A 24,266-nucleotide genomic window follows, 5' to 3' on the forward strand; every position below is an offset into this window, starting at 1 on the left:
ACTGAAGTCCGCACTACTTTTTTTTATACGTCCAGATTAGAAACCTCTAGTGCATTTTTAACAATAAAATCTCTGCGAGGCTCTACCACATCTCCCATTAAAGTGGTAAAGACTTCATCAGCAGCAATAGCATCTGCAATGTGCACCTGTAATAATACCCGCTGATTAACATCCAGCGTAGTTTCAAACAATTGCTCGGGGTTCATTTCTCCTAAACCTTTATAGCGCTGGATATGCTGGCCTTTTTTCACTTCACGCATCATCCAGTTAAAAGCTTGCTTAAAGTTTCCTACAAGCTGCTTACGTTCCCCCATTTGAATAAACGATTCCTCACTAAATAAGCCAGCCGTATCTTCTACATAATTTGCTATTTTCTTATAATCATTACTCTTAAAAAAGACCGCCTCTACGATAAAAACCTTCTCTACGCCATGCTCTTTTTTATGGATCGTTAAGGTGTAATCTTCAGCGCTACGAAAGGCGAGTTCTATGCTAAAGCTTGCTTTACTAATACGTTGATTTAAGCCTTGCTCAACTATACTCAGCCACACAGACAGTTGCGTTTCATCTTGCTGTGCTTCTGTTGATAATACAGTTTCATAACTAAGCTGTTCCAAAAAGTCATCATCATAGCGTCTGCCCATGCGTGCAATGACTTCTTCAACGCCCAGGTATTCTTTAGCCAATTTTTCTAAACCGATCCCTTTTATTTCGGGTGTTTCGCTATTAGTCACTAGTTGTGTTTTTTCCAGTGCTAATTGAATCAAGTAATCATTGAGCTCGGCATCATCTTTTACATAACGCTCTTGCTTACCTTTTTTTATTTTGTACAAAGGTGGCTGTGCAATATAAATATGTCCACGTTCAATTAACTCAGGCATTTGCCGGTAAAAAAAGGTCAGTAATAGGGTTCTGATATGCGAGCCATCAACATCCGCATCGGTCATAATAATAATACGGTGATAGCGTAGCTTTTCAGGGTCGTATTCATCTTTACCAATACCACAACCTAATGCGGTAATCAGCGTACCTACTTCATCCGACGAGATCATACGATCAAAGCGCGCTCTTTCTACATTAAGGATTTTTCCCTTTAATGGCAATATCGCCTGTGTGCGTCTGTCTCTGCCTTGCTTGGCAGAGCCACCCGCTGAGTCCCCTTCCACAATAAATATTTCAGATAAGGCTGGGTCTTTTTCCTGACAATCGGCTAACTTACCTGGTAAGCCGGCAATATCCAGTGTGGTTTTACGCCGGGTTAATTCTCTTGCCTTACGTGCAGCATCTCTGGCTCTGGCTGCCTCGATAATTTTTCCGGCAATGATTTTTGCTATTGCCGGGGTTTCCTGTAAAAAATCATTCAGCCTTTCATTCATAGCGGATTCAACTAAGGGCTTAATTTCAGAAGAGACTAGCTTATCTTTAGTTTGCGATGAAAACTTGGGATCTGGTACTTTTACTGATAATACCGCCGTCAAGCCTTCACGTGCATCATCTCCTGTAGTTGATACCTTTTCTTTTTTTGCTAAGCCATTCGCTTCGATATATTGATTAATGGTTCTTGTTAGGCCCCCTCTGAATCCTGCTAAATGAGAGCCACCATCACGCTGAGGAATATTATTAGTAAAACAAAATATGTTTTCCTGATACGAGTCATTCCACTGCATCGCTACTTCCACAATGACATCCTCTTTTTCTACGGTGAAATGAAATACCTCTGGAAATAACGGTGTTTTGTTTTTATTAAGATGCTCAACGAAAGCTTTTATACCGCCTTCGAATTCAAAAATATCCTCTTTATCATTTCGTGCATCTTTAATATGAATGCGCACACCTGAATTCAGAAAAGATAGTTCACGTAGGCGTTTAACCAGAATTTCATAATGAAACTCCACATCAGAAAAGGTTTCTGTGCTCGGTAGGAATGTAACTTGTGTGCCCTGTTTATCCGTTGCTTCCATTTTTTCTAGCGGCGCAACAGGTTCGCCATGTTGATAGGTTTGACGATAAACATAGCCATGTTTATAAATCTCTAGGTCCAGCTTTTCTGATAAGGCATTAACAACCGAAATGCCTACGCCATGCAAACCGCCAGATACTTTATAAGCATTATCATCGAACTTACCTCCTGCATGTAGCACAGTCATAATTACTTCAGCAGTAGAGCGACCCTCTTCAGGGTGTGTATCCACAGGAATACCACGGCCATCATCAGTCACAGTTACAGAGCCATTATCATTGATAGTAACCGTAACTTCCTTACAGAACCCCGCCAAAGCTTCATCAATTGAATTATCCACCACTTCAAAAACCATATGATGCAGTCCTGTTCCATCATCGGTATCTCCAATATACATTCCTGGTCTTTTGCGTACTGCATCCAGGCCTTTTAAAACTTTAATATTAGAACTATCGTAATTATCCGTATTGTCGCTCATGTTTAACCTTTTTTTTGTGTTCCACGTGGAACATGTTTATTGTGCCTTTTATTTTAATGTTTCACGTGAAACATTCTTATCACTCAGATACTACTCCATGTTTCACGTGAAACATTTTGTATTCTCCAATTTTATTTAATTTACCAAATTCATTCTGCTCAGTTGCTGTTATAAATACCTGTACATCCATTCCAGCAAGGAATTCTATTAATTTTGTTCGATTAGAAAAATCCAGCTCAGCGACCGCATCATCAATCAATACGCAGCCAGAATGAAACCCGTTACTTAAAAGAAGTTCTACTTGCGCTAGTTTTAAAGATAAGACCAATAATTTTAACTGTCCACGCGAAACAAAATCCTTTGCCTTTCTGGAATCACATAGTAATTGAAAATCTGCCCGATGTGGGCCACTATGAGTAAAACCGTAACGTAAATCTTTTTCCTGATCTTCTACTAGTTTATCAAGTAATGAACTCTGCTCATTCCAGCCTTGCACCAGCTTTAACTGAAGATCCTCTAAGCCCAAAAATTTCTGTGCAATACTTAGAAAAAAAGGAGTGAGTTCTGCTAAATATTCTTTCCTAAAATTAGCAACTATTGTACCGTATTGTTGTAATTCATGATTCCAAACATTTAACTCGTTTACACTACGAATTTTCAATAATGCATTACGCTGGTTTAACGCTTTTTTGAAATTTCGCCAATTATCCAGATAATCTGAATGTTGGTTAAAAACACCCCAATCCATAAACTCACGGCGTAACTGTGGGCCAGCATCTAATAATTGATAACTTTTAGGATGTATTAACTGGATGGGCAGAGCATAAGCTAAATCGGAACGAGAATACCGAGTTTCTTCATCTATACGAATCTGTAGGTTTTTACCATCATGCTGAATTCCAAGCGTAGATATATGGGCATTCTTGAAGCGAACCTTACCCGAAACAATGAGTTCATTATGGGTAAAATTGATAACATTTTTAATTGTTGATGAACGAAATGAATTTGCTCTGCCTAGCAAATGAATGGCTTCTAGAATAGAACTTTTGCCACTCGCATTACTACCGTAGATGAAATTAAGCTTTGTTGCTGGATATAAACTGACATTGCCAAGATTACGCACATGATATATATCCAGCTTTTGTAAACTCATTGCGTTTTATAAACGCATAGGCATAACGATAAATTTATATTGCTGCTCACTAGGTTCTTCAATAAAACAGCAGCTGGAATTTTCAGCAATCGTGAGTACTGCCAGCTCCGAATCAAGATTAGCGACCGCATCTAAAATATATTGTGAATTAAATGCAATTGCCAGAGGTTGTCCCTGATACTCTATCGCTATTTGTTCTTCTGCTTCTTCGTGTTCAGGGTTGTTTGTACTAATCGTTATGGTATTTCCATCGATAACAAATTCAACTCCCTTGAATTTTTCATTTGCAAGGATTGATACCCGTGTTAATGCATCTTTTAAAACGTCTTTTTGCACATGTATGGGGCTATTAAATTCCTGTTCAAATACTTTACTAAAATCTGGATATTTGGAATCCACCAGTTTGGCGGAAAAAATCAGATTATTAATCACCACACGTATATTATTACGTGAAAATTCTACCTGCACTTGCTGCTCTGCATTATCTAATAGTCGAACTAATTCTATAACACCTTTACGAGGAATAATGATACGTAACTCAATACCTGTTTCTTGTTCAATGGTATCCTCATAAATTGATAATCTATGCCCATCCGATCCAACCAGCTTTAATTGCTGATTAAAAATACTCAACATCAGACCATTAAGGTAATAACGGATATCCTGATTCGCCATACAAAAGGTTGTTTTATCTAATGCTAGCTTCAGTTGACTCGCTGGCATAGAAAACTGGCACTCCATCACACCCATTTCAAAATCAGGATACTCATCTGCACTTAAGGTACTCACTGAAAAACGACTACGACCCGATTTTATTTTTAATTTTCTATCAACCAATTCAAATTTTATATCTGCAGCACTCGGTAACAGCCGACAAATGTCCAGCAGCTTTCTCGCTGGAATAGTAATGCTTGCTTCTACGTCATTTTCTAAAATTACTTGTGCAACAATTTGTACTTCAAGATCAGTCCCCGTCAATGTCAGCTGATTTTCTGATAGCTTGAAAAGTACATTGGCAAGAATGGGCATAGTTTGCCTTTTCTCGATAACATTGACGATTTGCTGTAGAGGCGTGAGTAATAGCTCTCTGTTAATTATAAATTTCATAAAAGAATATATTATTTATTATTACTATTAGGCAGGTGTCTATCTGTTGAAAAGTCATTTTATAAGCATAAAATCAGTATTTTAACCTGTTTTTAAGTCTGTTCCCAAATTAGACAATAGCTGTAGTTAAAATGTGCATATATGAGGAGTTTCAATTCAAACACAGCTAGTGCACAGGTGCCGGGGATACTAAAACACAGGATTATGCACAGAAAGAGGGGGAGCGGACTGAGGCCCGCTCTATACTATTAACTATTAACAAAACCCAGTAGCTTCTTCTTAATAATCATCTCAACGATAGATTCCGGTACTTTATTCTCCCAGTCACCACGTCCATTTTTAATATCAGCCAGTACTTCATTTGGGTTGATATGTAGAACGCTTTCATCAACATTTTCTAGACCAACTAAATAATTATTTTCCAGAACATACTTATACAGGTACTGTAACTTCTTAGGTGCTTTGAAGTTGTAAACAGTGATTAATTCATCCTGCTCAGGGGTTTTAAACGGGTAAATATACAGATGCGTATTATCTGGAAACAGCTTGGCAAAGGCTTCCAAAATTCCACCTTCAAGCCCATGATAATATTCCTCATCAAAAATTAGCTCTAAATTTGATATACCTAAAATCATGCCTATCTGTAATTGAGTATAACGACGGAAATAGGCACGTAAGCGGAAATAGCGTAGGTAATTGGAAATCATGACCGTATAGCCTTGCGTATTTAGCATATCTACACGTGCCAAAAAATCCGCATCATCAATTTCATCACCTACTGTTAAACTCGCCATAGTAATTTCGGCCAGCACTAATGTTCTTTCAGCATTAATGTTTTCCATATCATTAAAATGCTGTTGACCACAACGGGTCATATCCAGTTGAACTTTAGTTAAAGGAGTGAAGTTACCGCGGATCACCAGGATATTCTTTTTATAAAGTAGTTCACTAGGAACCTGTACTTCACCGCCTGGGCTAAACATAATCGCATGAGTCAGGTTATGATGCACAAGATGCAAGTTCATTAATCTATTTTCTATCTCCTCAAAATAGGGACCAGAAAAATCTATCATATCGATCTCTATTCGACACTCCTCTAAATCATCAACTAAAGATTCAATAATTTTTTTAGGTTGGGTGAAAAAACTAAATGCTGAATGAATTAAATTAACTCCAAGAATTCCCAGAGCTTCTTGTTGTGCACTTCCATCATTATCTAACATGCGCACATGCAGAATAATATTACTGGGTGCAGCACCGGGATAAAGTTGCGCACGCAAACCGATCCAGCCGTGACACTCTTTTTTTTGTAAATAACTTTTCGCTGTTACTGTAGCAGCATAAGAAAAAAAGGTTGTATTTTTGGGGCGGGTAGCAGTAAGAAGTTCGGTGACACCGGTATATTCTTTATCCAGCATTTTCAGTAATCGACTACGGCTGACATAGCGCTTAGTTTCTTCCGCACCATAGATATCATCACTTACCTGCATATCATACGCAGACATGGTTTTAGCTATTGTCCCGGCAGCGCCACCCGCACGGAAAAAATTTCTGGCGACTTCCTGGCCCGCTCCAATTTCAACAATAGTTCCATACTTACAATTATCAAGGTTTATTTCTAGTGCTTTATGTAAGGTATTATGTTTTTTTTCTCGATTGGTCATATAGATAAAAGGCTGTTTAGTGACTAAAATAATTCAGTGTATAGAATAGCATCCTTAATAATAATAAATAAGAGTATCTTTATATAAAACTTATTATTACTATTAGTCTACTGCCTACTTGTGGATAAGTCATTTTTAGGATTAAAAATCATGTTGTTAACTTATCTGTAAGTTTGTTATAAAGTTTAGGCTAATTTGTAGAAAGACTGTGCTAAAAATGAAGGGGGATTTTTATCTACAAAACATAAACATCTTTGCAGTAGCCTAACCCACAGACTTATCCACAACACATCACATTATAATAATGGCAATAAGTAAGCTGCAACGTGATTGGCTATGATGGGCTGGGCTTTTTCATTGGGATGTAAGCCATCATTTTGCATTTGCGATTTATCCAGAGCGATCCCATTAAGTATAAAAGGTACAACTGAGATATTCTGTTCCCTGGCAACTTTTTCATAGCTACTGTAAAACATATCGGTATAGCGCTTTCCATAATTACTGGGGATGCGCATACTCAGTAGTAAAACTTCTGCCCCGGACTTTTTTGCCTCTGCAATTATGGTGGATAAATTTTTCTGCATGCTGATTAATGACATGCCTCTTAAGCCATCGTTAGCACCAAGTTCAAGTAGCAGAATTTCAGGTTTGTACAATTTTAATAGTTGCGGCAAACGTGCTAAGCCACCGGCTGAGGTATCACCACTAATACTAGCGTTATAAATAGTATATTCAGCGTGACTAGCATTTAATTTTTGTTGCAGTAATGTGACCCAGCCATGTTGTGCTTCAAATCCATGGTTAGCACTGATACTATCTCCTAGGACTAGAATTGACTTTGCCTGAGCTAATGTAGGAAAAAAAACCAGATATTAATATCATCCAGACCAATAAAATATTACGCATAATGAACTCCCCTATAGATAAAAATAACACCAACATTATCGTTGTAGATAATTTGTATAAAACAGTGAACAGCCATAATGGCCGCTTAGCCCATCTTCGTCACTATTGATGATGTAGTTGTTATAAATCAATTGGTTGAAATTTTAAAAAGTAGCCAGTTGGCACTACAGATTTTGTGTTTTTGTATAAAACGTTGGATTTTTTAGAGTATTTTTGTCGCATGTAAATTACACTCAAATAATGATGATTTTTTTGACAAAAGTCAATGAATTTATCGACAAAAATAATATAAATGGCACTACAAAACTTTCAAAAAAAACACCATTGATTTTAAAGAGAATTTTTCGACAAAAAATCGCTTAAACCGATGAATCAATGGCTTAGAAAGATGAAAGTGACGAAGATGGGTTAACTATCTTGTCATCAGTCGCTGAAAATCCTGGAAACGGAGCTTTAGCGAAGTGAAGATTTTTAGTCCGCGATAGCCGTAGGGCCGTTGTTTTGTCGGAGTCTGAGCGTTAGCGAAGGTGGAGACAAAATAAAAGGCCATCCGACACGGCGTCAAGTCATTTGGAGCCTATGTTCCGACCCCTTGTTGGGTCGGGACGAGGTGACGAGGACGAATCGGGGCCGCCGGAGGCATAAGTGGTCGCGTTAAGTTTTTGCTGCTTGCTTGGGCTGGGATGCCCAAAACAAGCTTTCGCAAAAATAGCGACTCCCCGATGGCTTTAGAATCAAACCCGCCGAAAGTCTTGCAATTATGGGGCATCGGGCTCAGGTAAATCAACCTTACTCCGCTGAAAATCATGGAAACGTAGCTTAGCGAAGTGGTGATTTTTAGTCCCTGATAGGCGACAGGGCAATTCGCTGATTCGACGTGTGCTAGCAGCACGCGAGAGGAGCAAGAATTGCATTCCGAATAGCCGTCCAGCCAGTGAGGTAGTAATGACGAAGCGGCTTTTGTGCGTAGTCGTTGCGGACGCAGGGCGTTCAGGGCATCTCCCATCCGCTGCGTAGGTGAACGAATTATGGCGACAGGAGTCCCGGAATTTCGTGAGGTAGCATGGAGCGCCTGAGCCTACTGGCTGGACTGGATGTTGCAAGTTCGGGCTCAATAGAAGTATTAGGTCAATCGATCAGTGAGCTAGATGAAGATGCACGTGCAGTATTACGTAGACAGAAGATTGGTTTTGTTTTCCAGTCTTTTCAGTTATTACCTAATCTGAATGCTCTGGAAAATGTTATGTTGCCACTGGAATTAGTGGGGGATAAGCAAGCGCATCAACTGGCGTCAGATTTGCTCGATCGTGTAGGGTTAAGCAAGCGTTTAACTCATATTCCTAGTCAGTTATCAGGAGGTGAGCAGCAGCGGGTTGCACTTGCGCGAGCTTTTGTAACTAAACCGAAAATCTTATTTGCCGATGAGCCTACCGGAAATCTAGACAGCAGTACAGGCGATACGATAATCAATTTACTGTTTGAGTTAAATAAGGAAAACCAGACGACACTCGTTTTGGTCACTCATGATCAGCGATTGGCAGAGCGCTGTGAGAGGATTATTGAGTTAAAAGCTGGGTGCATAGTATGAATGGCTTATATTTATCGCTACGATTCTTGCGCCGGGATGGTCGATCGGGGGAATTGAGCTTATTAACTGAAGTTTCCCAATTATTGAGTAGCTGAAATACACAATGCTGGTGTATCGAGGTTTATTTTAATTTTAGGTGGTTTTGCCATGTTTATAGCAAACCCCTACTTAATTCCCCTTAGGCAATAGCGTTTGAAACGAATGAAAAGACTATTTTTTTCATATAGTTGTAGCATAGCTTCAATTTTACCATAAATAATTATTGGGAAACTTCAGTTTATATAGTTTATCACCCAGAGTGATTATTAATGCGCAGGATTTAGCTGCAACTAAAACATTACAACCGCTGAAAATCATGGAAACGGAGCTTAGCGAAGTGGTGATTTTTAGCCCCTGATAGGCGACAGGGCAATTCGCTGATTCGACGTGTGCTAGCAGCACGCGAGAGGAGCAAGAATTGCATTCCGAATAGCCGTCCAGCCAGTGAGGTAGTAATGACGAAGCGGCTTTTGTGCGTAGTCGTTGCGGACGCAGGGCGTTCAGGGCATCTCCCATCCGCTGCGTAGGTGAACGAATTATGGCGACAGGAGCCCCAGAATTTCGTGAGGTAGCATGGCGCGCCTGCCGGAAGTCACGTACATCGATTCTATCAATTTGCTGGAGACGAAGGCAGTATCTTAAATTTTAAGCGCTGGTTAGGGCCGCAAATAACTGTATCGCAACGGATTATGGATGTGTATGAGGACCGGCCAAAATTAGGTTCAGCGCTGCAAAAAGCAGAGCGCTATTTGGGGCTGTCCAGCATTGTGGTGATTTTAATTTCGGGTGTTGCGATTGCCATGGCGACAAGGCGGTATAGCGGTGTTTTTCAAGATAGTTTTCGCCTAAATTATTTAAGCCGCTTCATCAGTCCTGTCAGGATTTAATGAAACTGGCCCTGTAGCATCCCAGTTTCTGGTTGAGCCAGACCATCTGGAAGGTTTTTCTTTTTTCTTCTGGAGACATAATTTATCTCGCATTTCAAGAATATTTTTGTCTTTTCCTTCATGTCGTTCCGCAGGTGTGACGAATTTTATTTTGCTGTGCCGGTGCTCGTTGTTATACCATTCGACAAAGTTACCTACCCATTCCCGGGCTTCATCAAGACTATCAAAGCCACTGCCAGGCCAGTCAGGACAATACTTTACCGTTCTAAAAAAAGCTTCAGAATAAGGGTTGTCATTACTCACTCGTGGGCGGCTGTATGAGCTGGTTAAGTTTAAATCATACATTTTGCTGCGCAAGGTGAGTGATTTCATTGGTGCGCCATTATCAGAATGGAGCACCAATGGGTTATACATCATTTTTTCCTTTAATAGGCTACGCTCAAGTAGTGTAGCGGCATCTTCGCCACTTTCTTGTTCATACACTTCAGCCCCGACTATTTTTCGGCTATAAATGTCCTCTATCATATATAAATCATCAGTGTTCCCATTGAAAGAAGAAGTACCTAAACAAAGCAGCCTATAACCTACCTGAAGGTAGCACCACTCGAATATTTCCATCTTTTTGATTTTAATCACTTATAACAGCAAATAGACACTCTGTAGGCACCGTAAAAAAAACAACAAATAATTTCAAATAAAGCTTGCAATTGCCGAAAAAAATTTTCTAAAAATTTCCGTTTTAATCACCTCATAAACGGATATCACCCATGCTTAAAGAGCTACCACTCTCTGAACATATTCACCAACACTGCAATGAAAGTATGGAACGTGCCCTGTTAGCAGAGCGTCATCCTTTGTGGGCTCGTTCATGCCCAGAGTTGAAGGATATCGACTTTATTCGCCTTGGGTTATTACGCTGTATCAGTGTAGTCGATAGTGGTCGCCATTTCCTCCAAACCAATGAACAGATTTATGGCCAGCGGCTTCCCCACTCAACGTATTTTAAATCACTGAAGTCGCATAGACGAACAAGTATGCTTGAGGCATTTGAACAGCAGAGCTATCATCTTCACGCTGAAACACTGCTATCGCAAGGCATTGATTATCTTAAAGCATTCCCGGAACTTGACGAATACACCATAGAAGCAGCGGATGGACATTTTATTGATCATGCCTGCCATACTGAAAAAAACAGCAAGGGGAAAGTTTATGCGGCCGGGGGGATTTACGCGTTGAATCTCAGAAGTGGTTGCTCATATTTCTTTGTCTGGTGAGCCAGCGGAACTCATAGACACTCAAGAAATACCTGTGTTACGAGATCATATTGAAAAGCGAAACAAGGGCAAATAACATCTTCTCAGAAACTCTCTATGTCCTAACGATACAGCCGTCCACCGACTTTGGTCTTGTGGGATCGGCAAACACATGCTAATTACACTTATGTTCAATGCTAAAAGAAATTCAATTGCTACTCTGGTTGAGTCTTCTCCCTTTTGACTCCAGCATGAGATCATACAGGAGTTGAAGCATCAGTGTGTAACGAAACAAGGGGCATCAAATTAACGTGGTGATTACCGTGATCCAGAACCGGAAAACTTCACGCGGTTTTGTGACAACCTGCCAATGACTATTACCCTGGAACATTGCCATGCTGTAATTTCAAGCGATGAACGATTGAAAAGACATTCAATAACACTAAAAGTAATTTCAAGGAACTAAAGCTTGGTATTCCCATACCCGCGCACCTAAAATCAAATGCGCCTGACTGCAATGAGTTTATCATTTTAATTCGCGTGTTTGAAGAGATTTGTCCAAACACACAGCACAGAATTGATCATCCATCGATCAAAAATATAGCGAGGCTCTGGAGATTCGGCAGCAACAGGCTCAAAAACGAGATCGTTTTGTGAATCATATTTTTTCCCAGTGCAGATATCTCGTATCAGCTCTATAACCATTTCGGGCTAGTTCAAAACGCAATATAACAGGAATGTCTTTACAGTGCTTTCTTGAGCGCCTCTTGTGGCGAGGTTAGTTTACCGCCTAATTGATGGAACACTAGATGGCCAGCTAGGGATTGTTCCGAGACAACATAGCAGGTGTGATCATCAGGTTTATTTAGGAATTAGTAGTCGAGTAACCTCTATATTCGTCCGCATGTTAATTCATGGAGCACGATCGTGTGTTAAACACTAGTAGTGGTAAAAAAGATAAATTAAGCTATGGTCTACAAGCACTCATGAAGCGTGCGTGGATTTAATAAAGCGCCGTTGCGCCTTGGCCAAATAGTAAATAATGCCCGAATACTGTGTGCGTGGTGGCGAGTCCGGATAAGAGACTATGATACAGCTCTGACATAGTTTAGAGTGCATAAGCAGGGTTACCCACCCTTGCCCCCGACTGCGAGCGTAGAGGGATGGCCTTCGTCCTGTGGACAAAAGCGTGTATAACCCCTGAGATAACCGATTAACCAGAGAATTGCGAGGCAAGTTAACCATATTGATGACAACAACAGGTCAGACCGATACTTTTACAGAACCTTGCAACCCAGAGTAGTCCATTGCTAGACCGTTATGCTGGTAGGTCAAAAAGTCTGACGAATAGATTCCATCAGGAGTCCTGATGCAAAAAAGCCTGTAGAGACCGGATATATGGGCTGCATCTGTTCACTGTTTTATTAGCATCACTTCTGAAAACTTGGCTTGCAATAAACGAGGAGGTTCCATATATTGGTTACCTAGGAAGTTTATTGCATACCTTCGCGAAATCAGAACCGTAGCCTAAGCGAAGTGATGATTATTTAGTCCGGCGTAGCCGTAGGGTCGTTGTTTTGTCGGAGTCTGAGCGTTAGCGAAGGTGGAGACAAAATAAAAGGCCATCCGACACGGCGTCAAGTCATTTGGAGCCTATGTTCCGACCCCTTGTTGGGTCGGGACGAGGTGACGAGGACGAATCGGGGCCGCCGGAGGCATAAGTGGTCGCGTTAAGTTTTTGCTGCTTGCTTGGGCTGGGATGCCCAAAACAAGCTTTCGCAAAAATAGCGACTCCCCGAACATGACTTATTACCAGCCAGAGTTGCTGATCCTAGTGTACTAGCAGTTGTATTCGGTATGCTGATGGGTATCGTAGTGTTGTTTGGCTTTGCCACCCTTATTACGTTTAAAACAGGTATCACCCTTACGTATATTACGTCGTGATCTAGTGCCTGGCTAGTTTATGGATTGGCATTTAGCTTATTGTTTGTTCTAATTAAGCAATACATAGACGATCTGTCATTAACCCTGAGTATAATCGGTGCGTGTGTACTGAGTTTATTAATAATAGCAGGGTTAGTATATTTGTTATTAACTGCGAGTCGTTATTTATTAGCCTATGTGAATTTAAGCTGGCGCTTCGGCCTACAGGGCTTGTCCAGAAATAGGCAGTCAAATATCGTCCAGATTCTGGCGTTTAGTATGACTTTACTCGCTATCATTTTAAGTTTTACCGTACGTTCAGATTTAATCAACGATTGGCAAAAGCAGTTACCAGACCATGCTCCGAATCATTTTGCATTGAATGTGTTTGCCGATCAGAAAGAAAATTTAGCACAGGAGTTAAAGCAGCAAGGCATACAGATCAATCGTTTTTATCCAGTCGTACGAGGGCGGTTGGTAGAAATTAATGCAATTCCGGTACAGCAAATTGTCACTAAAGAATCTCAGGGGGAGCGTGCGATACATCGCGACCTGAGTTTAACCTGGTTTACAGTAGCTCCTAAGGATAATAAAATTATTGCAGGGCGTTGGCAAACTGAACGTAAGCCTGGCCTGGTTTCTATAGAGCAAAAACTGGCAAAAAGTTTAATAGTCAGTGTAGGTGATATGCTAACGTTTACTATAGGTAGCCAGCAAATAACTGCACAGGTTGATAGTGTTCGAAAAGTGGATTGGGATACCATGAAACCCAATTTTTATATGATGTTTTCACCCGGAACTATTGATCAGTTTGCACATACTTTTATTAGTAGCTTTTATCTAGCTGAAGAGCAAAAGGAAATATTAAATCAGTTACTCAAGCATTATCCTGCGATGACGGTATTAGACGTAGATTTACTCTTGCAGCAAATAAAGCAGATTCTGACTCAGTTGACTGCAGCGATTAATTATTTACTGTATTTTGCTTTAGTTGCAGGGTTTATAGTGTTATTCGCAGCAGTACAAACAACATTAGATAGTCGAATTTACAGTGGCGTGTTAATGCGTACTTTCTGAGCCAGGCGGAGTTTTTTACAAAAAATTCAGTGGATAGAGTTCAGTGTATTGGGATTTATCGCAGGCTTACTCGCGGTGATAATGTCACACATGGTGATTTATGTTTTATCATCAGTGTTCCCCTATCAATTGAGGCCGTAAAACTAACCTCGCCACAAGAGAGCTCATAAAGCACTGTAAAGACATTCCTGTTATTATTGCGTTTTGAACTGCCCGAATGGTATACGAGCTGATACGAGATATTCTTGCCTGGAAAAATAATGGATTCACAAAACGATCTCGTTTTTGAGCCTGTTGCTGCCTAATCTCCAGAGCCTCGCTATATTTTTTATCCGATGGATGAATCAATTCTGGCTGTTGTGTTTTTGAAATCTCTTCAAACACGCGCATTAAATTATAGCTCATTGCAGTCAGGCGCATTTGATTTTCAAGTGAGCGGGTATTGGAAGACCAAGCTTTAGTTTCCTTGAAATTACTTTTAGTGTTATTGAATGTCTTTTCAATCGTCCATCGCTTGAAATACAGCATGGCAATGGTTCCAGGGTTAATAGTCATTGGCAAGGTTGTCACAAACCGGTGAAGTTTTCCGGTTTCTGGATCACGGTAATCCACCACGTTAAATTTGATGCCCTTGTTTTCGTACACACTGTATGCTTCAACTCCTGTATTGATCTCATGCTGGGAGTCAAAAGGGATAGACTCAACCAGAGTCGCAATTGAATTTTCTTTTAGCATTGAAATCATGTAATTAGCATGTCGTTTCTGCCGATCCCACCAGACAAAGTCGGTGACGGCTTTATCGTAGACATAGAGATGTTTCTGAGAGCTGTTATTTCCCTTGTTTTGCTTTTCAATATGATCTCGTAACACAGGTATTTCTTGATGCCTCTGAGTTCCGTTTGTCACCAGACAAAGAAATCTGAGCAACCCACTTCTGAGATTCAACGCGTAAATCCCCCCGGCCGCATAAACTTTCCCCTTGCTGTTTTTTTCAGTATGGCAGGCATGATCAATAAAATGTCCATCCGCTGCTTCTATGGTGTATTCGTCAAGTTACGGGAATGCTTTAAGATAATCAATGCCTTGCGATAGCAGTGTTTCAGAGTGAAGATGATAGCTCTGCTGTTCAAATGCCTCAAGCATACTTGTTCGTCTATGCGACTTCAGTGATTTAAAATACGTTGAGCGGGGAAGCAGCTGGCCATAAATCTGTTCATTGGTTTGGAGGAAATTGCGACCACTATCGACTACACTGATACAGCGTAATAACCCAAGGCGAATAAAGTCGATATCCTTCAACTCTGGGCATGAACGAGCCCACAAAGGATGACGCTCTGCTAACAGGGCACGTTCCATACTTTCATTGCAGTGTTGGTGAATATGTTCAGAGAGTGGTAGGTCTTTAAGCATGGGTGATATCCGTTTATGAGGTGATTAAAACGGAAATTTTTAGAAGAATTTTTTCGGCAAATGCAAGCTTTATTTGAAATTATTTGTTGTTTTTTACGGTGCCTACAGAGTGTCTATTTGCTGTTATAAGTGATTAAAATCAAAAAGATGGAAATATTCGAGTGGTGCTACCTTCAGGTAGGTTATAGGCTGCATTGTTTAGGTACTTCTTCTTTCAATGGGAACACTGATGTGTTTTATACCACTGGGTACTTAAACTGGATTTTACATTTAACTTTATTTTATTAATTTCCAGGCGCGCCATGCTACCTCACGAAATTCCGGGACTCCTGTCGCCATAATTCGTTCACCTACGCAGCGGATGGGAGATGCCCTGAACGCCCTGCGTCCGCAACGACTACGCACAAAAGCCGCTTCGTCATTACTACCTCACTGGCTGGACGGCTATTCGGAATGCAATTCTTGCTCCTCTCGCGTGCTGCTAGCACACGTCGAATCAGCGAATTGCCCTGTCGCCTATCAGGGGCTAAAAATCACCACTTCGCTAAGCTCCGTTTCCATGATTTTCAGCGAGTGCCGTTAGCCTCTGCTTTAGTAATAGGGTTTGCTGGTTTCTGGGGTACACGCTCAGTTGTGAGACAGTCACCTATGCAAGTTTTGCGAGATTTATAGTAGACGATGTAATAACAGTCTGCAATGTTTTCAGTACTTAGGCAACTCGCAATAAACCCCCGACCGCTGAAAATCAGGGAAACGTAGCCTAAGCGAAGTGATGATTTTTAGTCCGCGATAGCCGTAGGGCCGTTGTTTTGTCGGAGTCTGAGCGTTAGCGAAGGTGGAGACAAAATAAAAGGCCATCCGACACGGCGTCAAGTCATTTGGAGCCTATGTTCCGACCCCTTGTTGGGTCGGGACGAGGTGACGAGGACGAATCGGGGCCGCCGGAGGCATAAGTGGTCGCGTTAAGTTTTTGCTGCTTGCTTGGGCTGGGATGCCCAAAACAAGCTTTCGCAAAAATAGCGACTCCCCGACTATCTTGCTAGTCTTTTTGTCCGTCTTCTGCATTGTAGAAATAGTTGTGTAGCTAGCTATGCGCAGTGTTTACGCCTTGAAGACAAACAAAAATTCTGGGCAATATGGGTAGATTTTTTACTGCGCGTTACTTTAAATGCAGATGCAAGCTAATTATAAATAACAGGTTATTGATAAACAGGTAAAATGTCCCTATCTTAATAAGGAATAAATAATAGTGAATATTATAGATACGGATCAGTCGAACTTACACAAATAAAGAGATTGCTTAAATAATGAAAACAAAGAAAATAGGATTTATCGGCGGCGGTAATATGGCTAATAGCCTCATCAGTGGTTTAATTGCCAGTGGACACTTAGCACAGCAGATCTGGGTATCCGATGCTGATCAGGAAAAGTTATCCAGCCTAGCTACCAGTATGAACATTAATACTTCAGCAAGTAATGATGCACTGATAGCCGAAGTTGATGTAGTAGTTTTAGCTGTGAAGCCACAAGTTATTTCTGCAGTGATTAAATCCTCTATAGATGGCTTTAATCAAAGTGGGGCTTTAATTGTTTCAATTGCAGCGGGAATTAATCAGCAGAGTTTACGTAAATGGCTAGGTGCCGATAAAGCAATTGTGCGCTGTATGCCAAATACACCAGCCTTAGTGCAAACAGGTGCAACGGGACTGCATGCAAATAATAATGTGAGCGAAGAGCAACATAATCTGGCAGAAAATATTATGCGCTCGGTTGGTATTTTAGTCTGGGTTGAGAGTGAAGCTGAACTGGATGCTGTCACCGCAGTTTCCGGCAGTGGTCCTGCTTATTTCTTTTTGTTGATGGAAGCGATGGAAAAATCAGCATTAGAATTAGGTTTATCACCAAGCACAGCACAGTTATTAATAGAGCAAACAGCGTTAGGAGCGGCTAGGATTGCATTGGAATCTACAGAATCACCGGGGGCATTAAGAAAGCGTGTGACTTCTCCTGGCGGTACTACGGAGCAAGCGATTAAAACATTTGAGAAGGGCGGTTTTATAGATTTAGTAAAACAAGCTATGCAGGCTGCGAATGATCGATCTATCTCATTATCTAACGAATTAGGAGCAGAGTAATGGGGACTACATATTTTAGTAATCCAATCATTTTTTTACTAGATACCGTTTTTTCTTTTTATATTTTAGCGGTAGTTTTACGTTTTCTTTTACAATGGCTCGGTGGGGATTTTTATAATCCGATCTCGCAATTTTTGGTAAAAATTACTCATCCGCCATTACGTGTACTGAGGCGTTATATACCAGCCGTAGGTAAAATCGATACCTCATCGATCGTATTTGTTATGGCCCTGCAAATGTTATCAGATTTTATTACCCTGAGTTTGAAAGGTGTACCGTTTAGCTTTGCGGCACTGACTTTATTATCTGTTAGTCAGTTAATTTCCCTGGTGATAAATGTGTTTGTGTTTGCTGTTTTTGCACGCGCACTGCTTAGCTGGGTTAATCCGGGTACTTTTAATGCGGCTTCAAATTTACTGTACAGTATTACTGAGCCATTATTAGTTTCATGTAGACGCATAATTCCTGATATCGGTGGTATTGATCTTTCTCCTCTGATTGTGCTGGTGGGTTTGCAACTGGCAAAAATGTTAATTATTCCTCCGTTGCAGGAGTTAATTGTTTTAGTTGGATAATTGTAATAAAAGTAGTTGGTGATCCTGGTTGTTATTAAGCTTAAATTTACGTATTTAATAATTGCGCCTTTACGATGAATTATTCACGTTGGTTTTGTTGTTTTAATTTGATGGTGTGTTTGATCCCATTGCCATCCGCAGCGCATGCAAAAATGTACCGCTGGGTCGATAAACAAGGCAATGTTTACTATTCAGATCAAGTTCCGCCCAGTCAGTCAAAGCTGGAGCGTAAGGTATTAAGCGATACAGGGCGTGTGATCGAAACGATTAGAGCGGCAAAAACTCAGGAAGAAATTGATCTGGAGAAAAGGCTGGCAATTTTAAGAGCAGAGCAAGAAAAGATTATAGCCAAGCAAAAATCTACTGATAACATCAGTGTTCCCCTATCAATTGAGGCCGTGAAACCAACCTCGCCACAAGAGAGCTCATAAAGCACTGTAAAGACATTCCTGTTATTATTGCGTTTTGAACTGCCCGAATGGTATACGAGCTGATACGAGATATTCTTGCCTGGAAAAATAATGGATTCACAAAACGATCTCGTTTTTTGGCCTGTTGCTGCCTTATCTCCAGAGCCTCGCTATATTTTTTATCCGATGGATGAATCAATTCTGGCTGTTGTGTTTTTGAAATCTCTGCAAACACGCGCATTAAATTATAGCTCATTGCAGTCAGGCGGATTTGATTTTCAAGTGAGCGGGTATTGGAATACCAAGCTTTAGTTTCCTTTTTTATCTCCTCTTAAAAACAATTCAGGCAAAAAAAGAAACCGCCACGATAAGAGGTGATGTCGTTCCTTTCCAGACCAAGATGGCTCAGGCGGCTCAAATGCTGATTGCAATTGCAGAACATTTTTCCACCGCTCCGATATTGACAGTCACTGATAGCTGGTTTGGCAACAATGGCCTATGGAAGCCTGCTCACAAAGCTATCGGAAGCCGGTTTAATATTCTCTCTAGGTTAAGGTGCAATAATGTACTGTACGATCGTCCAGAAAAAAGAAAACCCAAGCAGAGGGGGCGGAATAAAAAGTACGGGCAGCGTCTGGGGGCAGCCACAGACATGGCAAAAACAGTACAACAAAAGGCCCGATCGTATACCGTGAATCTCTATGGAAAACAGCGTGAAGTCAGGGCTTATAGTCGCGTTGTCATGCTGAAAACATTGAAACGACCCGTTCAGGTTGTCTGGGTGTTTCGTCGCACACAGTGGATTGCTTTGTTTACGACCGATCTAAGTTTATCCGTCACACAGATTATTGAGTATTATGGTGCGCGATGGAAAATCGAATCCGGGTTCAAAGAGCTCAAGCAAGACATAGGGAGTCAGAAAAGTCAGTGTCGAAATGCGCAGGCAGTGACCAACCATTTGAACTTCTGTATGATGGCAACAACGCTGACGTGGATTTACGCGGATCGTTTAAAAACCGATCCGGAACGTCGGCACAAAGTGAAGGGGCGAGCCAGTTTCGCCTTTTCAGATATCCGCCGCATCATTGCCGAAGCGGCTTTGGATCCGGGTTTTGAAAGGGTTTGCCCCAAATACAGCAGCTCCCCTGTAAATTCGGTGGTAGCCGTTTTATTGCGAATGGTTGCTTGATGAATTTCTAAGAAACTTCAGTTTAGATATACGCTGCCACAAATCTAGCCTGGGTGCCGAGCTATGCTTAAGTAAACAAGTGGATTTATATAGCGGGCATTTGCTGTTCTTTAATGCAAATCGATGCATACTTATCTGTTTGTTCTGAGGGGCAAAAGGTATAATGATTGCCTATTTTTTAACTTCCTTTTTTTATGCATCCTATACCTGATATAACTTTTGTAGGTGGTGGTATCACTAGCCTGTTAAGTGCGCGCTTGTTTGCTTTAGCTGGAGCAAAAGTCACGATTATAGAAAAGGGTCAGGTCGGACAAGAGTCTTCCTGGGCCGGAGGGGGGATTTTACTGCCCCTATATCCCTGGCGTCAGGCGGATGCTATTAGCCAGCTTGTGTTACCGAGCATAACAGCGTATCCAGAGTTAGTACAAACATTGATTGAATCCACGGGACTGGATCCTGAATATACAGTCAGCGGTTTGTTAATGACCCAGCTTGCGGATTTAGACAAAGCCACCAGTTGGTGTGAAAAATATGCTATTAATTATAACTTTGCAAGCCCAGAGCAGCGAAGCACGTTTTCTAGCTGTAATGGCCAATCCTTGTATCTGGACTCTATAGCCCAGGTTCGAAATCCTCGTTTACTTAAATCACTAAAGCAAGACCTGCTACAGCGTGGTGTTAATATAGTTGAAAACTGTACAATAGAAAAAGCGCAGATAAGTAATCACCGGATTGCCGCAATAGCCTGTGAGTCGGAAACGTTTACAGTGAATACTGTAGTGATAACAGCAGGCGCTTGGACGGGGAATTTATGCAGGCAATTATTCGGGGATAGAGAAAATGCACGTGTTGAAGTTTTTCCTGTTAAAGGACAAATGTTGATATTAGATGCACCTGTCAATACTCTGCAAACGATGGTACTAGATAATAACCAGTATTTAATTCCCCGGCGTGATGGAAAAATATTATGTGGTAGTACTGTAGAATATGCAGAATTTAATAAATCGACATCCCAACAGGCGCAACAGTCACTAGCTGGTTTTGCCAGAAATCTATTTCCTGCCCTGGAATCAGCGCCTATTATCCATCACTGGGCAGGTATACGTCCGGGTACGTTGCAAGGCATCCCATATATAGGTATGCATCCAGAAATTAACAATCTGGCAATAAATGCCGGGCACTTCAGAAATGGCTTTGCGATGGGGCCAGCCGCTGCACAATTACTTTATGACATAATTACCCGGCAAGCGACGACGATGGATGCGGGTTTGTATGAATTTTCAGCTAAGCACTAACAATCAGCCATGAATTATTACCCTTTCATCAAGCCTTTACTATTTAAGTTAGATGCTGAGACGGCACATTACCTGACTTTAAAAGGCTTAAAACTCTCCCATCAGGCAGGTCTGGATAAACTACTTAATCCAGCCATGATTACAAAGCCGGTAACAGTGATGGGGCTAGATTTTTCCAACCCTGTCGGCTTGGCAGCAGGCCTGGATAAAAATGGTGATTATATAGATGCATTAGCCGCACTTGGATTTGGCTCTCTGGAAATTGGTACAGTGACTCCACGTCCCCAGCCCGGAAATCCAAAACCACGATTATTCAGATTAATTGAGCACCAGGCGATTATTAATCGTATGGGATTTAATAATCAAGGCGTAGATTATCTATTAGAGCAAGTTAGAAGCAGTCAGTATAAAGGTGTACTGGGGATTAATATAGGTAAAAACTTTGATACGCCAATGGATAAAGCGACTGACGATTACCTGGTTTGTTTACGTAAGGCCTATCTGGATGCGAGCTATATTACGATTAATATTTCATCGCCTAACACTAAGAATTTGCGTCAGCTACAACAAGGTGATGAAATTAAAAAGCTACTCCCTGCGTTAAAAGAAGAGCAGCTGGCTCTACAAAGACAGCATAACAAATATACCCCGATCGTAGTTAAAATTGCACCTGACCTAAGCGATCAGGAAATTCAGCATATTGCAGGGCTTTTAATTGATTTTTCTATCGATGGTGTGATTGCAACCAATACAACCCTGGAGCGCAGTGCTGTTCAAGGCCATCCTTTAGCAGATGAAATGGGTGGGTTAAGTGGATCTCCCGTCAGGCAGAAATCAACTTATGTGGTTGCTAGACTTGCCGAGGAGTTACGAGGAAATATACCCATCATCGCAGTAGGCGGTATTATGAGTTATGCAGATGCACAAGAGAAACTGGATGCAGGAGCGTGCCTGGTGCAAGTCTATAGTGGACTGATTTATCAAGGTCCGAACTTAGTCAATGAGATTATGCAAGGCTTAACAGCACAGGCTTAAGCGTATGTGGTATGAACCTAACACTTAAACAAAAAAAGGCTGCGAGAGCTAAAGCTCTTGCAGCCTTTTTTATTGAATTACCTGATTACCCATAATCCTCTGCTATATTCAAATACGCCCGTCATTTCTGCATGTTGTTAGCAGGAATCTATAGGCCTAAGCAATAGATTCCCGATAAAATACTTTGGGAATGACGAAGTCGGTTTTGTATAAAATACAGATATTAATTTTTTTTATAATGGCTGCGACATGTACGTAATCAGGTTGAATGATAAGGTTTAATGATTTAGCTCAACTGAATAATCGCCAAGTGGGCGGCGGAAAGCGAAAAAATAGGGAGTTACCACAAAGTTATCCCAGGTCTTTTTAAAAGCATCATGTGGCTCCGGTATACTCGCCAGCCCAGAAAAAGGTGATGCAGCAAGAAAAAGTGCAAACCCTGTAACACTACCTAGCACGGCGAAAGGACGAATGATCACTTCGGAAAGCATATATTTGTCAGTAGAAGATGTATCATCCATTTCTGTTTCTGTAATATTCTCTGCAGACTGTGATAAGTCTGGGTCAACTTCCTGTTCAGTTGCAGTGGTACTAGTCTGGGTTACTTCAGTCGCTTGTGATGCGTTCGAATCATATTGCTGTTCAGCAAAAGCCATCGGCTGGCTAAGGCAAGTTAATGTAGCAATAAAAAATAAGTCCTGTGCTTTTTCATATCGTTCTCCAGGTTTTGCTGAATAATGATCTAGCGCTTCATAGACTCAAAAAATTCGGCATTGGTTTTGAAGTCCTTAAGTTTACCAAGTATAAATTCAGAGGCAGCCATTTCATCCATAGGTTGCAGGATTTTGCGTAAGATCCAGGTCTTTTGTAGGGCTTCCGGGTCAACAAGATAATCTTCACGACGCGTGCCAGAGCGGTTAATATTGATCGCAGGATAGATGCGTTTTTCAGCAATTTTACGTTCCAGGTGCAGTTCCATATTACCTGTGCCTTTGAATTCTTCGTAAATAACTTCATCCATACGTGAGCCGGTATCCACCAGAGCAGTTGCGATAATAGTTAAGCTGCCACCTTCTTCGATATTACGTGCTGCTCCAAAAAAGCGCTTGGGCTTTTCCAGTGCGTTGGCATCCACCCCCCCAGAAAGTAACTTGCCGGACGAAGGAGCGACGATATTATAAGCACGTGCCAAACGGGTTAATGAGTCTAACAAAATAACTACATCGTGTTTGTGCTCAACCAGGCGACGGGCTTTTTCTATCACCATTTCAGCAACCTGTACATGACGCGTAGCAGGCTCATCAAAGGTGCTGGAAATAACTTCCCCACGTATACAGCGCTGCATTTCTGTAACTTCTTCCGGGCGCTCGTCAATGAGTAGTACGATCATGTAACACTCAGGATTATTTTCTGCAATTGAGTGCGCAAGGCTCTGCAGAATCATGGTTTTACCGGCTTTAGGTGGAGAAACGATAAGGCCACGCTGGCCTTTACCGATGGGAGAAATTAAGTCGATGACTCGTCCGGTTAAATCTTCACTGCTACCATCACCGCGTTCCATAATAAAACGCTTGTTAGGGAATAAGGGTGTCAGGTTAGAAAAGAGAATTTTGTGTTTTGCATTTTCTGGTGCTTCAAAATTGATTCTCTCAACTTTGAGCATGGCAAAATAGCGCTCGTTGTCTTTCGGAGGTCTGATTTTACCGCTGATGGTATCCCCGGTGCGTAAGCTAAATCGGCGGATCTGGCTAGGTGAGACATAAATATCATCAGGGCCTGTCAGATAAGAACTGCCTGGTGTGCGTAAAAAACCAAAGCCATCCTGTAAGATTTCTATAACACCATCGCCGTATATGTCTTCGCCACTTTTAGCCTGTTTTTTCAGAATGGAAAAGATAACTTCCTGTTTCCTCGATCGAGAAACATTTTCGATACCTAGATTTTCAGCAAGTGCAATAATTTCTGTAATTGGTTTTAATTTTAATTCGGTAAGATTCATACAAGGATAGTTAAGGAAGATATAACATGTTCACTAACAGATGAAGTTAGTTTAGTGTGTAAGATGTGGTTATTTTGATATGCAGAAAGTGCAGAAAGAGGTCAGCACCAGTTGCGTAGTATACGCATAAAAAAGGGAAGTAACAACTTTATTGTTACTTCCCTTCAGAATTCTAAAAAGTGT

The 24,266-nt window shown here is 41.1% G+C and carries 28 protein-coding genes and 2 pseudogenes; 12 read left to right on the forward strand and 18 right to left on the reverse strand.

Features of this window, described 5'->3' with window-relative positions; translation table 11 throughout:
* Positions 1–23 precede the first annotated feature (23 nt).
* The 7 genes from gyrB to K6984_RS10320 form a co-directional block, all read right to left on the reverse strand.
* The gene (gyrB, locus tag K6984_RS10290; protein ID WP_221895465.1) at positions 24–2,438 is read right to left on the reverse strand and encodes a DNA topoisomerase (ATP-hydrolyzing) subunit B; all 2,415 of its coding nucleotides are present in this window, start codon (positions 2,436–2,438) and stop codon (positions 24–26) included.
* Positions 2,439–2,517: 79 nt separating this feature from the next.
* The gene (gene recF / locus K6984_RS10295) at positions 2,518–3,591 is read right to left on the reverse strand and encodes a DNA replication/repair protein RecF (protein WP_221895466.1); all 1,074 of its coding nucleotides are present in this window, start codon (positions 3,589–3,591) and stop codon (positions 2,518–2,520) included.
* A 6-nt stretch (positions 3,592–3,597) separates the two neighbouring features.
* Positions 3,598–4,698: a DNA polymerase III subunit beta gene (gene dnaN, locus K6984_RS10300; RefSeq protein ID WP_221895467.1), complete on the reverse strand. Its 1,101-nt coding sequence runs from the start codon at positions 4,696–4,698 to the stop codon at positions 3,598–3,600.
* A 248-nt stretch (positions 4,699–4,946) separates the two neighbouring features.
* Complete coding sequence (locus K6984_RS10305) at positions 4,947–6,362, reverse strand: TonB-dependent receptor (protein ID WP_221895468.1); 1,416 nt, start codon at positions 6,360–6,362, stop codon at positions 4,947–4,949.
* 296 nt (positions 6,363–6,658) lie between these two features.
* On the reverse strand, positions 6,659–7,231 hold the full coding sequence (locus K6984_RS10310) for an arylesterase (protein WP_221895594.1): 573 nt from the start codon (positions 7,229–7,231) through the stop codon (positions 6,659–6,661).
* Between the two features lie 449 nt (positions 7,232–7,680).
* Positions 7,681–7,818 carry a hypothetical protein gene (locus tag K6984_RS10315; RefSeq protein ID WP_221895469.1) on the reverse strand — a complete coding sequence of 46 codons (138 nt, stop codon included), beginning with the start codon at positions 7,816–7,818 and terminating at the stop codon, positions 7,681–7,683.
* 27 nt (positions 7,819–7,845) lie between these two features.
* Positions 7,846–8,274 (reverse strand): hypothetical protein, encoded by a 429-nt coding sequence (locus K6984_RS10320; RefSeq protein WP_221895470.1) that lies wholly within the window; start codon positions 8,272–8,274, stop codon positions 7,846–7,848.
* A gap of 66 nt (positions 8,275–8,340) precedes the next feature.
* On the opposite strand from K6984_RS10320, the pseudogene K6984_RS10325 reads away from it, so the two are divergent.
* Positions 8,341–8,856: pseudogene (locus K6984_RS10325) on the forward strand (ABC transporter ATP-binding protein); the annotation flags it as partial.
* Positions 8,857–9,102: 246 nt separating this feature from the next.
* On the opposite strand, the gene K6984_RS10330 reads toward K6984_RS10325, so the two are convergent.
* Complete coding sequence (locus K6984_RS10330; RefSeq protein ID WP_221895472.1) at positions 9,103–9,411, reverse strand: hypothetical protein; 309 nt, start codon at positions 9,409–9,411, stop codon at positions 9,103–9,105.
* Here K6984_RS10330 and K6984_RS10335 point away from each other — a divergent pair.
* Positions 9,368–9,544: a hypothetical protein gene (locus K6984_RS10335; RefSeq protein ID WP_221895473.1), complete on the forward strand. Its 177-nt coding sequence runs from the start codon at positions 9,368–9,370 to the stop codon at positions 9,542–9,544. The two genes, K6984_RS10330 and K6984_RS10335, sit on opposite strands and share 44 nt — an antisense overlap.
* Before the next feature lie 40 nt (positions 9,545–9,584).
* Positions 9,585–9,782 (forward strand): hypothetical protein, encoded by a 198-nt coding sequence (locus K6984_RS36105; RefSeq protein WP_221895474.1) that lies wholly within the window; start codon positions 9,585–9,587, stop codon positions 9,780–9,782.
* Here the strand turns inward: K6984_RS36105 and K6984_RS10345 are convergent.
* Positions 9,750–10,313 (reverse strand): annotated as a pseudogene (locus K6984_RS10345) (transposase); the annotation flags it as partial. The gene K6984_RS36105 and the pseudogene K6984_RS10345 overlap by 33 nt on opposite strands.
* A gap of 236 nt (positions 10,314–10,549) precedes the next feature.
* Between K6984_RS10345 and K6984_RS10350 the strand changes: the two are divergent.
* Positions 10,550–11,056, forward strand: coding sequence for a hypothetical protein (locus K6984_RS10350; protein ID WP_221895476.1), 507 nt, complete (start codon positions 10,550–10,552; stop codon positions 11,054–11,056).
* A 1,632-nt stretch (positions 11,057–12,688) separates the two neighbouring features.
* On the opposite strand, the gene K6984_RS33145 is transcribed toward K6984_RS10350, so the two are convergent.
* The gene (locus K6984_RS33145; protein ID WP_263458596.1) at positions 12,689–12,817 is read right to left on the reverse strand and encodes a hypothetical protein; all 129 of its coding nucleotides are present in this window, start codon (positions 12,815–12,817) and stop codon (positions 12,689–12,691) included.
* Positions 12,818–13,120: 303 nt separating this feature from the next.
* Between K6984_RS33145 and K6984_RS10355 the strand changes: the two genes are divergently transcribed.
* Positions 13,121–14,035, forward strand: a complete 915-nt coding sequence (locus K6984_RS10355; RefSeq protein WP_221895477.1) for an ABC transporter permease — start codon at positions 13,121–13,123, stop codon at positions 14,033–14,035.
* 111 nt (positions 14,036–14,146) lie between these two features.
* On the opposite strand, the gene K6984_RS10360 is transcribed toward K6984_RS10355, so the two are convergent.
* The 3 genes from K6984_RS10360 to K6984_RS33150 all read right to left on the reverse strand — a co-directional run bounded on the left by K6984_RS10360 (position 14,147) and on the right by K6984_RS33150 (position 15,850).
* Positions 14,147–15,073: a transposase gene (locus tag K6984_RS10360; protein ID WP_338024485.1), complete on the reverse strand. Its 927-nt coding sequence runs from the start codon at positions 15,071–15,073 to the stop codon at positions 14,147–14,149.
* A gap of 15 nt (positions 15,074–15,088) precedes the next feature.
* Entirely contained in the window at positions 15,089–15,445 is a 357-nt protein-coding gene (locus K6984_RS10365) for a hypothetical protein (RefSeq protein WP_221895479.1), read from the reverse strand.
* A gap of 276 nt (positions 15,446–15,721) precedes the next feature.
* The gene (locus K6984_RS33150) at positions 15,722–15,850 is read right to left on the reverse strand and encodes a hypothetical protein (RefSeq protein WP_263458709.1); all 129 of its coding nucleotides are present in this window, start codon (positions 15,848–15,850) and stop codon (positions 15,722–15,724) included.
* Between K6984_RS33150 and K6984_RS10370 the strand changes: the two genes are divergently transcribed.
* The gene (locus tag K6984_RS10370) at positions 15,807–16,028 is read left to right on the forward strand and encodes a hypothetical protein (RefSeq protein ID WP_221895480.1); all 222 of its coding nucleotides are present in this window, start codon (positions 15,807–15,809) and stop codon (positions 16,026–16,028) included. The genes K6984_RS33150 and K6984_RS10370 overlap by 44 nt on opposite strands.
* A gap of 119 nt (positions 16,029–16,147) precedes the next feature.
* On the opposite strand, the gene K6984_RS10375 is transcribed toward K6984_RS10370, so the two are convergent.
* Both K6984_RS10375 and K6984_RS33155 read right to left on the reverse strand, forming a co-directional pair.
* Positions 16,148–16,303 (reverse strand): hypothetical protein, encoded by a 156-nt coding sequence (locus K6984_RS10375; protein ID WP_221895481.1) that lies wholly within the window; start codon positions 16,301–16,303, stop codon positions 16,148–16,150.
* Positions 16,304–16,330: 27 nt separating this feature from the next.
* Positions 16,331–16,459, reverse strand: coding sequence for a hypothetical protein (locus K6984_RS33155; protein ID WP_263458596.1), 129 nt, complete (start codon positions 16,457–16,459; stop codon positions 16,331–16,333).
* 293 nt (positions 16,460–16,752) lie between these two features.
* Here K6984_RS33155 and proC point away from each other — a divergent pair, with 293 nt between their 5' ends.
* From proC to K6984_RS10390, 3 genes are all read left to right on the forward strand, one after another.
* Entirely contained in the window at positions 16,753–17,580 is an 828-nt protein-coding gene (gene proC / locus K6984_RS10380) for a pyrroline-5-carboxylate reductase (RefSeq protein ID WP_221895482.1), read from the forward strand.
* Complete coding sequence (locus tag K6984_RS10385) at positions 17,580–18,155, forward strand: YggT family protein (RefSeq protein ID WP_221895483.1); 576 nt, start codon at positions 17,580–17,582, stop codon at positions 18,153–18,155. The genes proC and K6984_RS10385 overlap by 1 nt, the downstream gene beginning before the upstream one ends.
* Before the next feature lie 110 nt (positions 18,156–18,265).
* A complete protein-coding gene (locus K6984_RS10390) occupies positions 18,266–18,586 on the forward strand; it encodes a DUF4124 domain-containing protein (RefSeq protein WP_263458717.1) in 321 nt (106 codons plus the stop codon).
* Here the strand turns inward: K6984_RS10390 and K6984_RS10395 are convergent.
* Positions 18,528–18,821: a hypothetical protein gene (locus K6984_RS10395; RefSeq protein WP_221895485.1), complete on the reverse strand. Its 294-nt coding sequence runs from the start codon at positions 18,819–18,821 to the stop codon at positions 18,528–18,530. The two genes, K6984_RS10390 and K6984_RS10395, sit on opposite strands and share 59 nt — an antisense overlap.
* A gap of 84 nt (positions 18,822–18,905) precedes the next feature.
* Here K6984_RS10395 and K6984_RS10400 point away from each other — a divergent pair, with 84 nt between their 5' ends.
* The 3 genes from K6984_RS10400 to K6984_RS10410 all read left to right on the forward strand — a co-directional run bounded on the left by K6984_RS10400 (position 18,906) and on the right by K6984_RS10410 (position 22,084).
* Complete coding sequence (locus K6984_RS10400; protein ID WP_263458718.1) at positions 18,906–19,754, forward strand: IS701 family transposase; 849 nt, start codon at positions 18,906–18,908, stop codon at positions 19,752–19,754.
* A gap of 194 nt (positions 19,755–19,948) precedes the next feature.
* A complete protein-coding gene (locus tag K6984_RS10405; RefSeq protein WP_221895487.1) occupies positions 19,949–21,049 on the forward strand; it encodes an NAD(P)/FAD-dependent oxidoreductase in 1,101 nt (366 codons plus the stop codon).
* Positions 21,050–21,058: 9 nt separating this feature from the next.
* Positions 21,059–22,084, forward strand: coding sequence for a quinone-dependent dihydroorotate dehydrogenase (locus tag K6984_RS10410; RefSeq protein ID WP_221895488.1), 1,026 nt, complete (start codon positions 21,059–21,061; stop codon positions 22,082–22,084).
* Between the two features lie 278 nt (positions 22,085–22,362).
* Here the strand turns inward: K6984_RS10410 and K6984_RS10415 are convergent, their stop codons facing one another.
* Together K6984_RS10415 and rho are read right to left on the reverse strand one after the other, a co-directional pair.
* The gene (locus K6984_RS10415; RefSeq protein WP_221895489.1) at positions 22,363–22,740 is read right to left on the reverse strand and encodes a hypothetical protein; all 378 of its coding nucleotides are present in this window, start codon (positions 22,738–22,740) and stop codon (positions 22,363–22,365) included.
* Between the two features lie 86 nt (positions 22,741–22,826).
* On the reverse strand, positions 22,827–24,083 hold the full coding sequence (gene rho / locus K6984_RS10420; protein WP_221895490.1) for a transcription termination factor Rho: 1,257 nt from the start codon (positions 24,081–24,083) through the stop codon (positions 22,827–22,829).
* Positions 24,084–24,266: the final 183 nt, after the last annotated feature.

This window comes from Bathymodiolus japonicus methanotrophic gill symbiont, assembly GCF_019721995.1.
Classification (GTDB): domain Bacteria; phylum Pseudomonadota; class Gammaproteobacteria; order Methylococcales; family Methylomonadaceae; genus Methyloprofundus.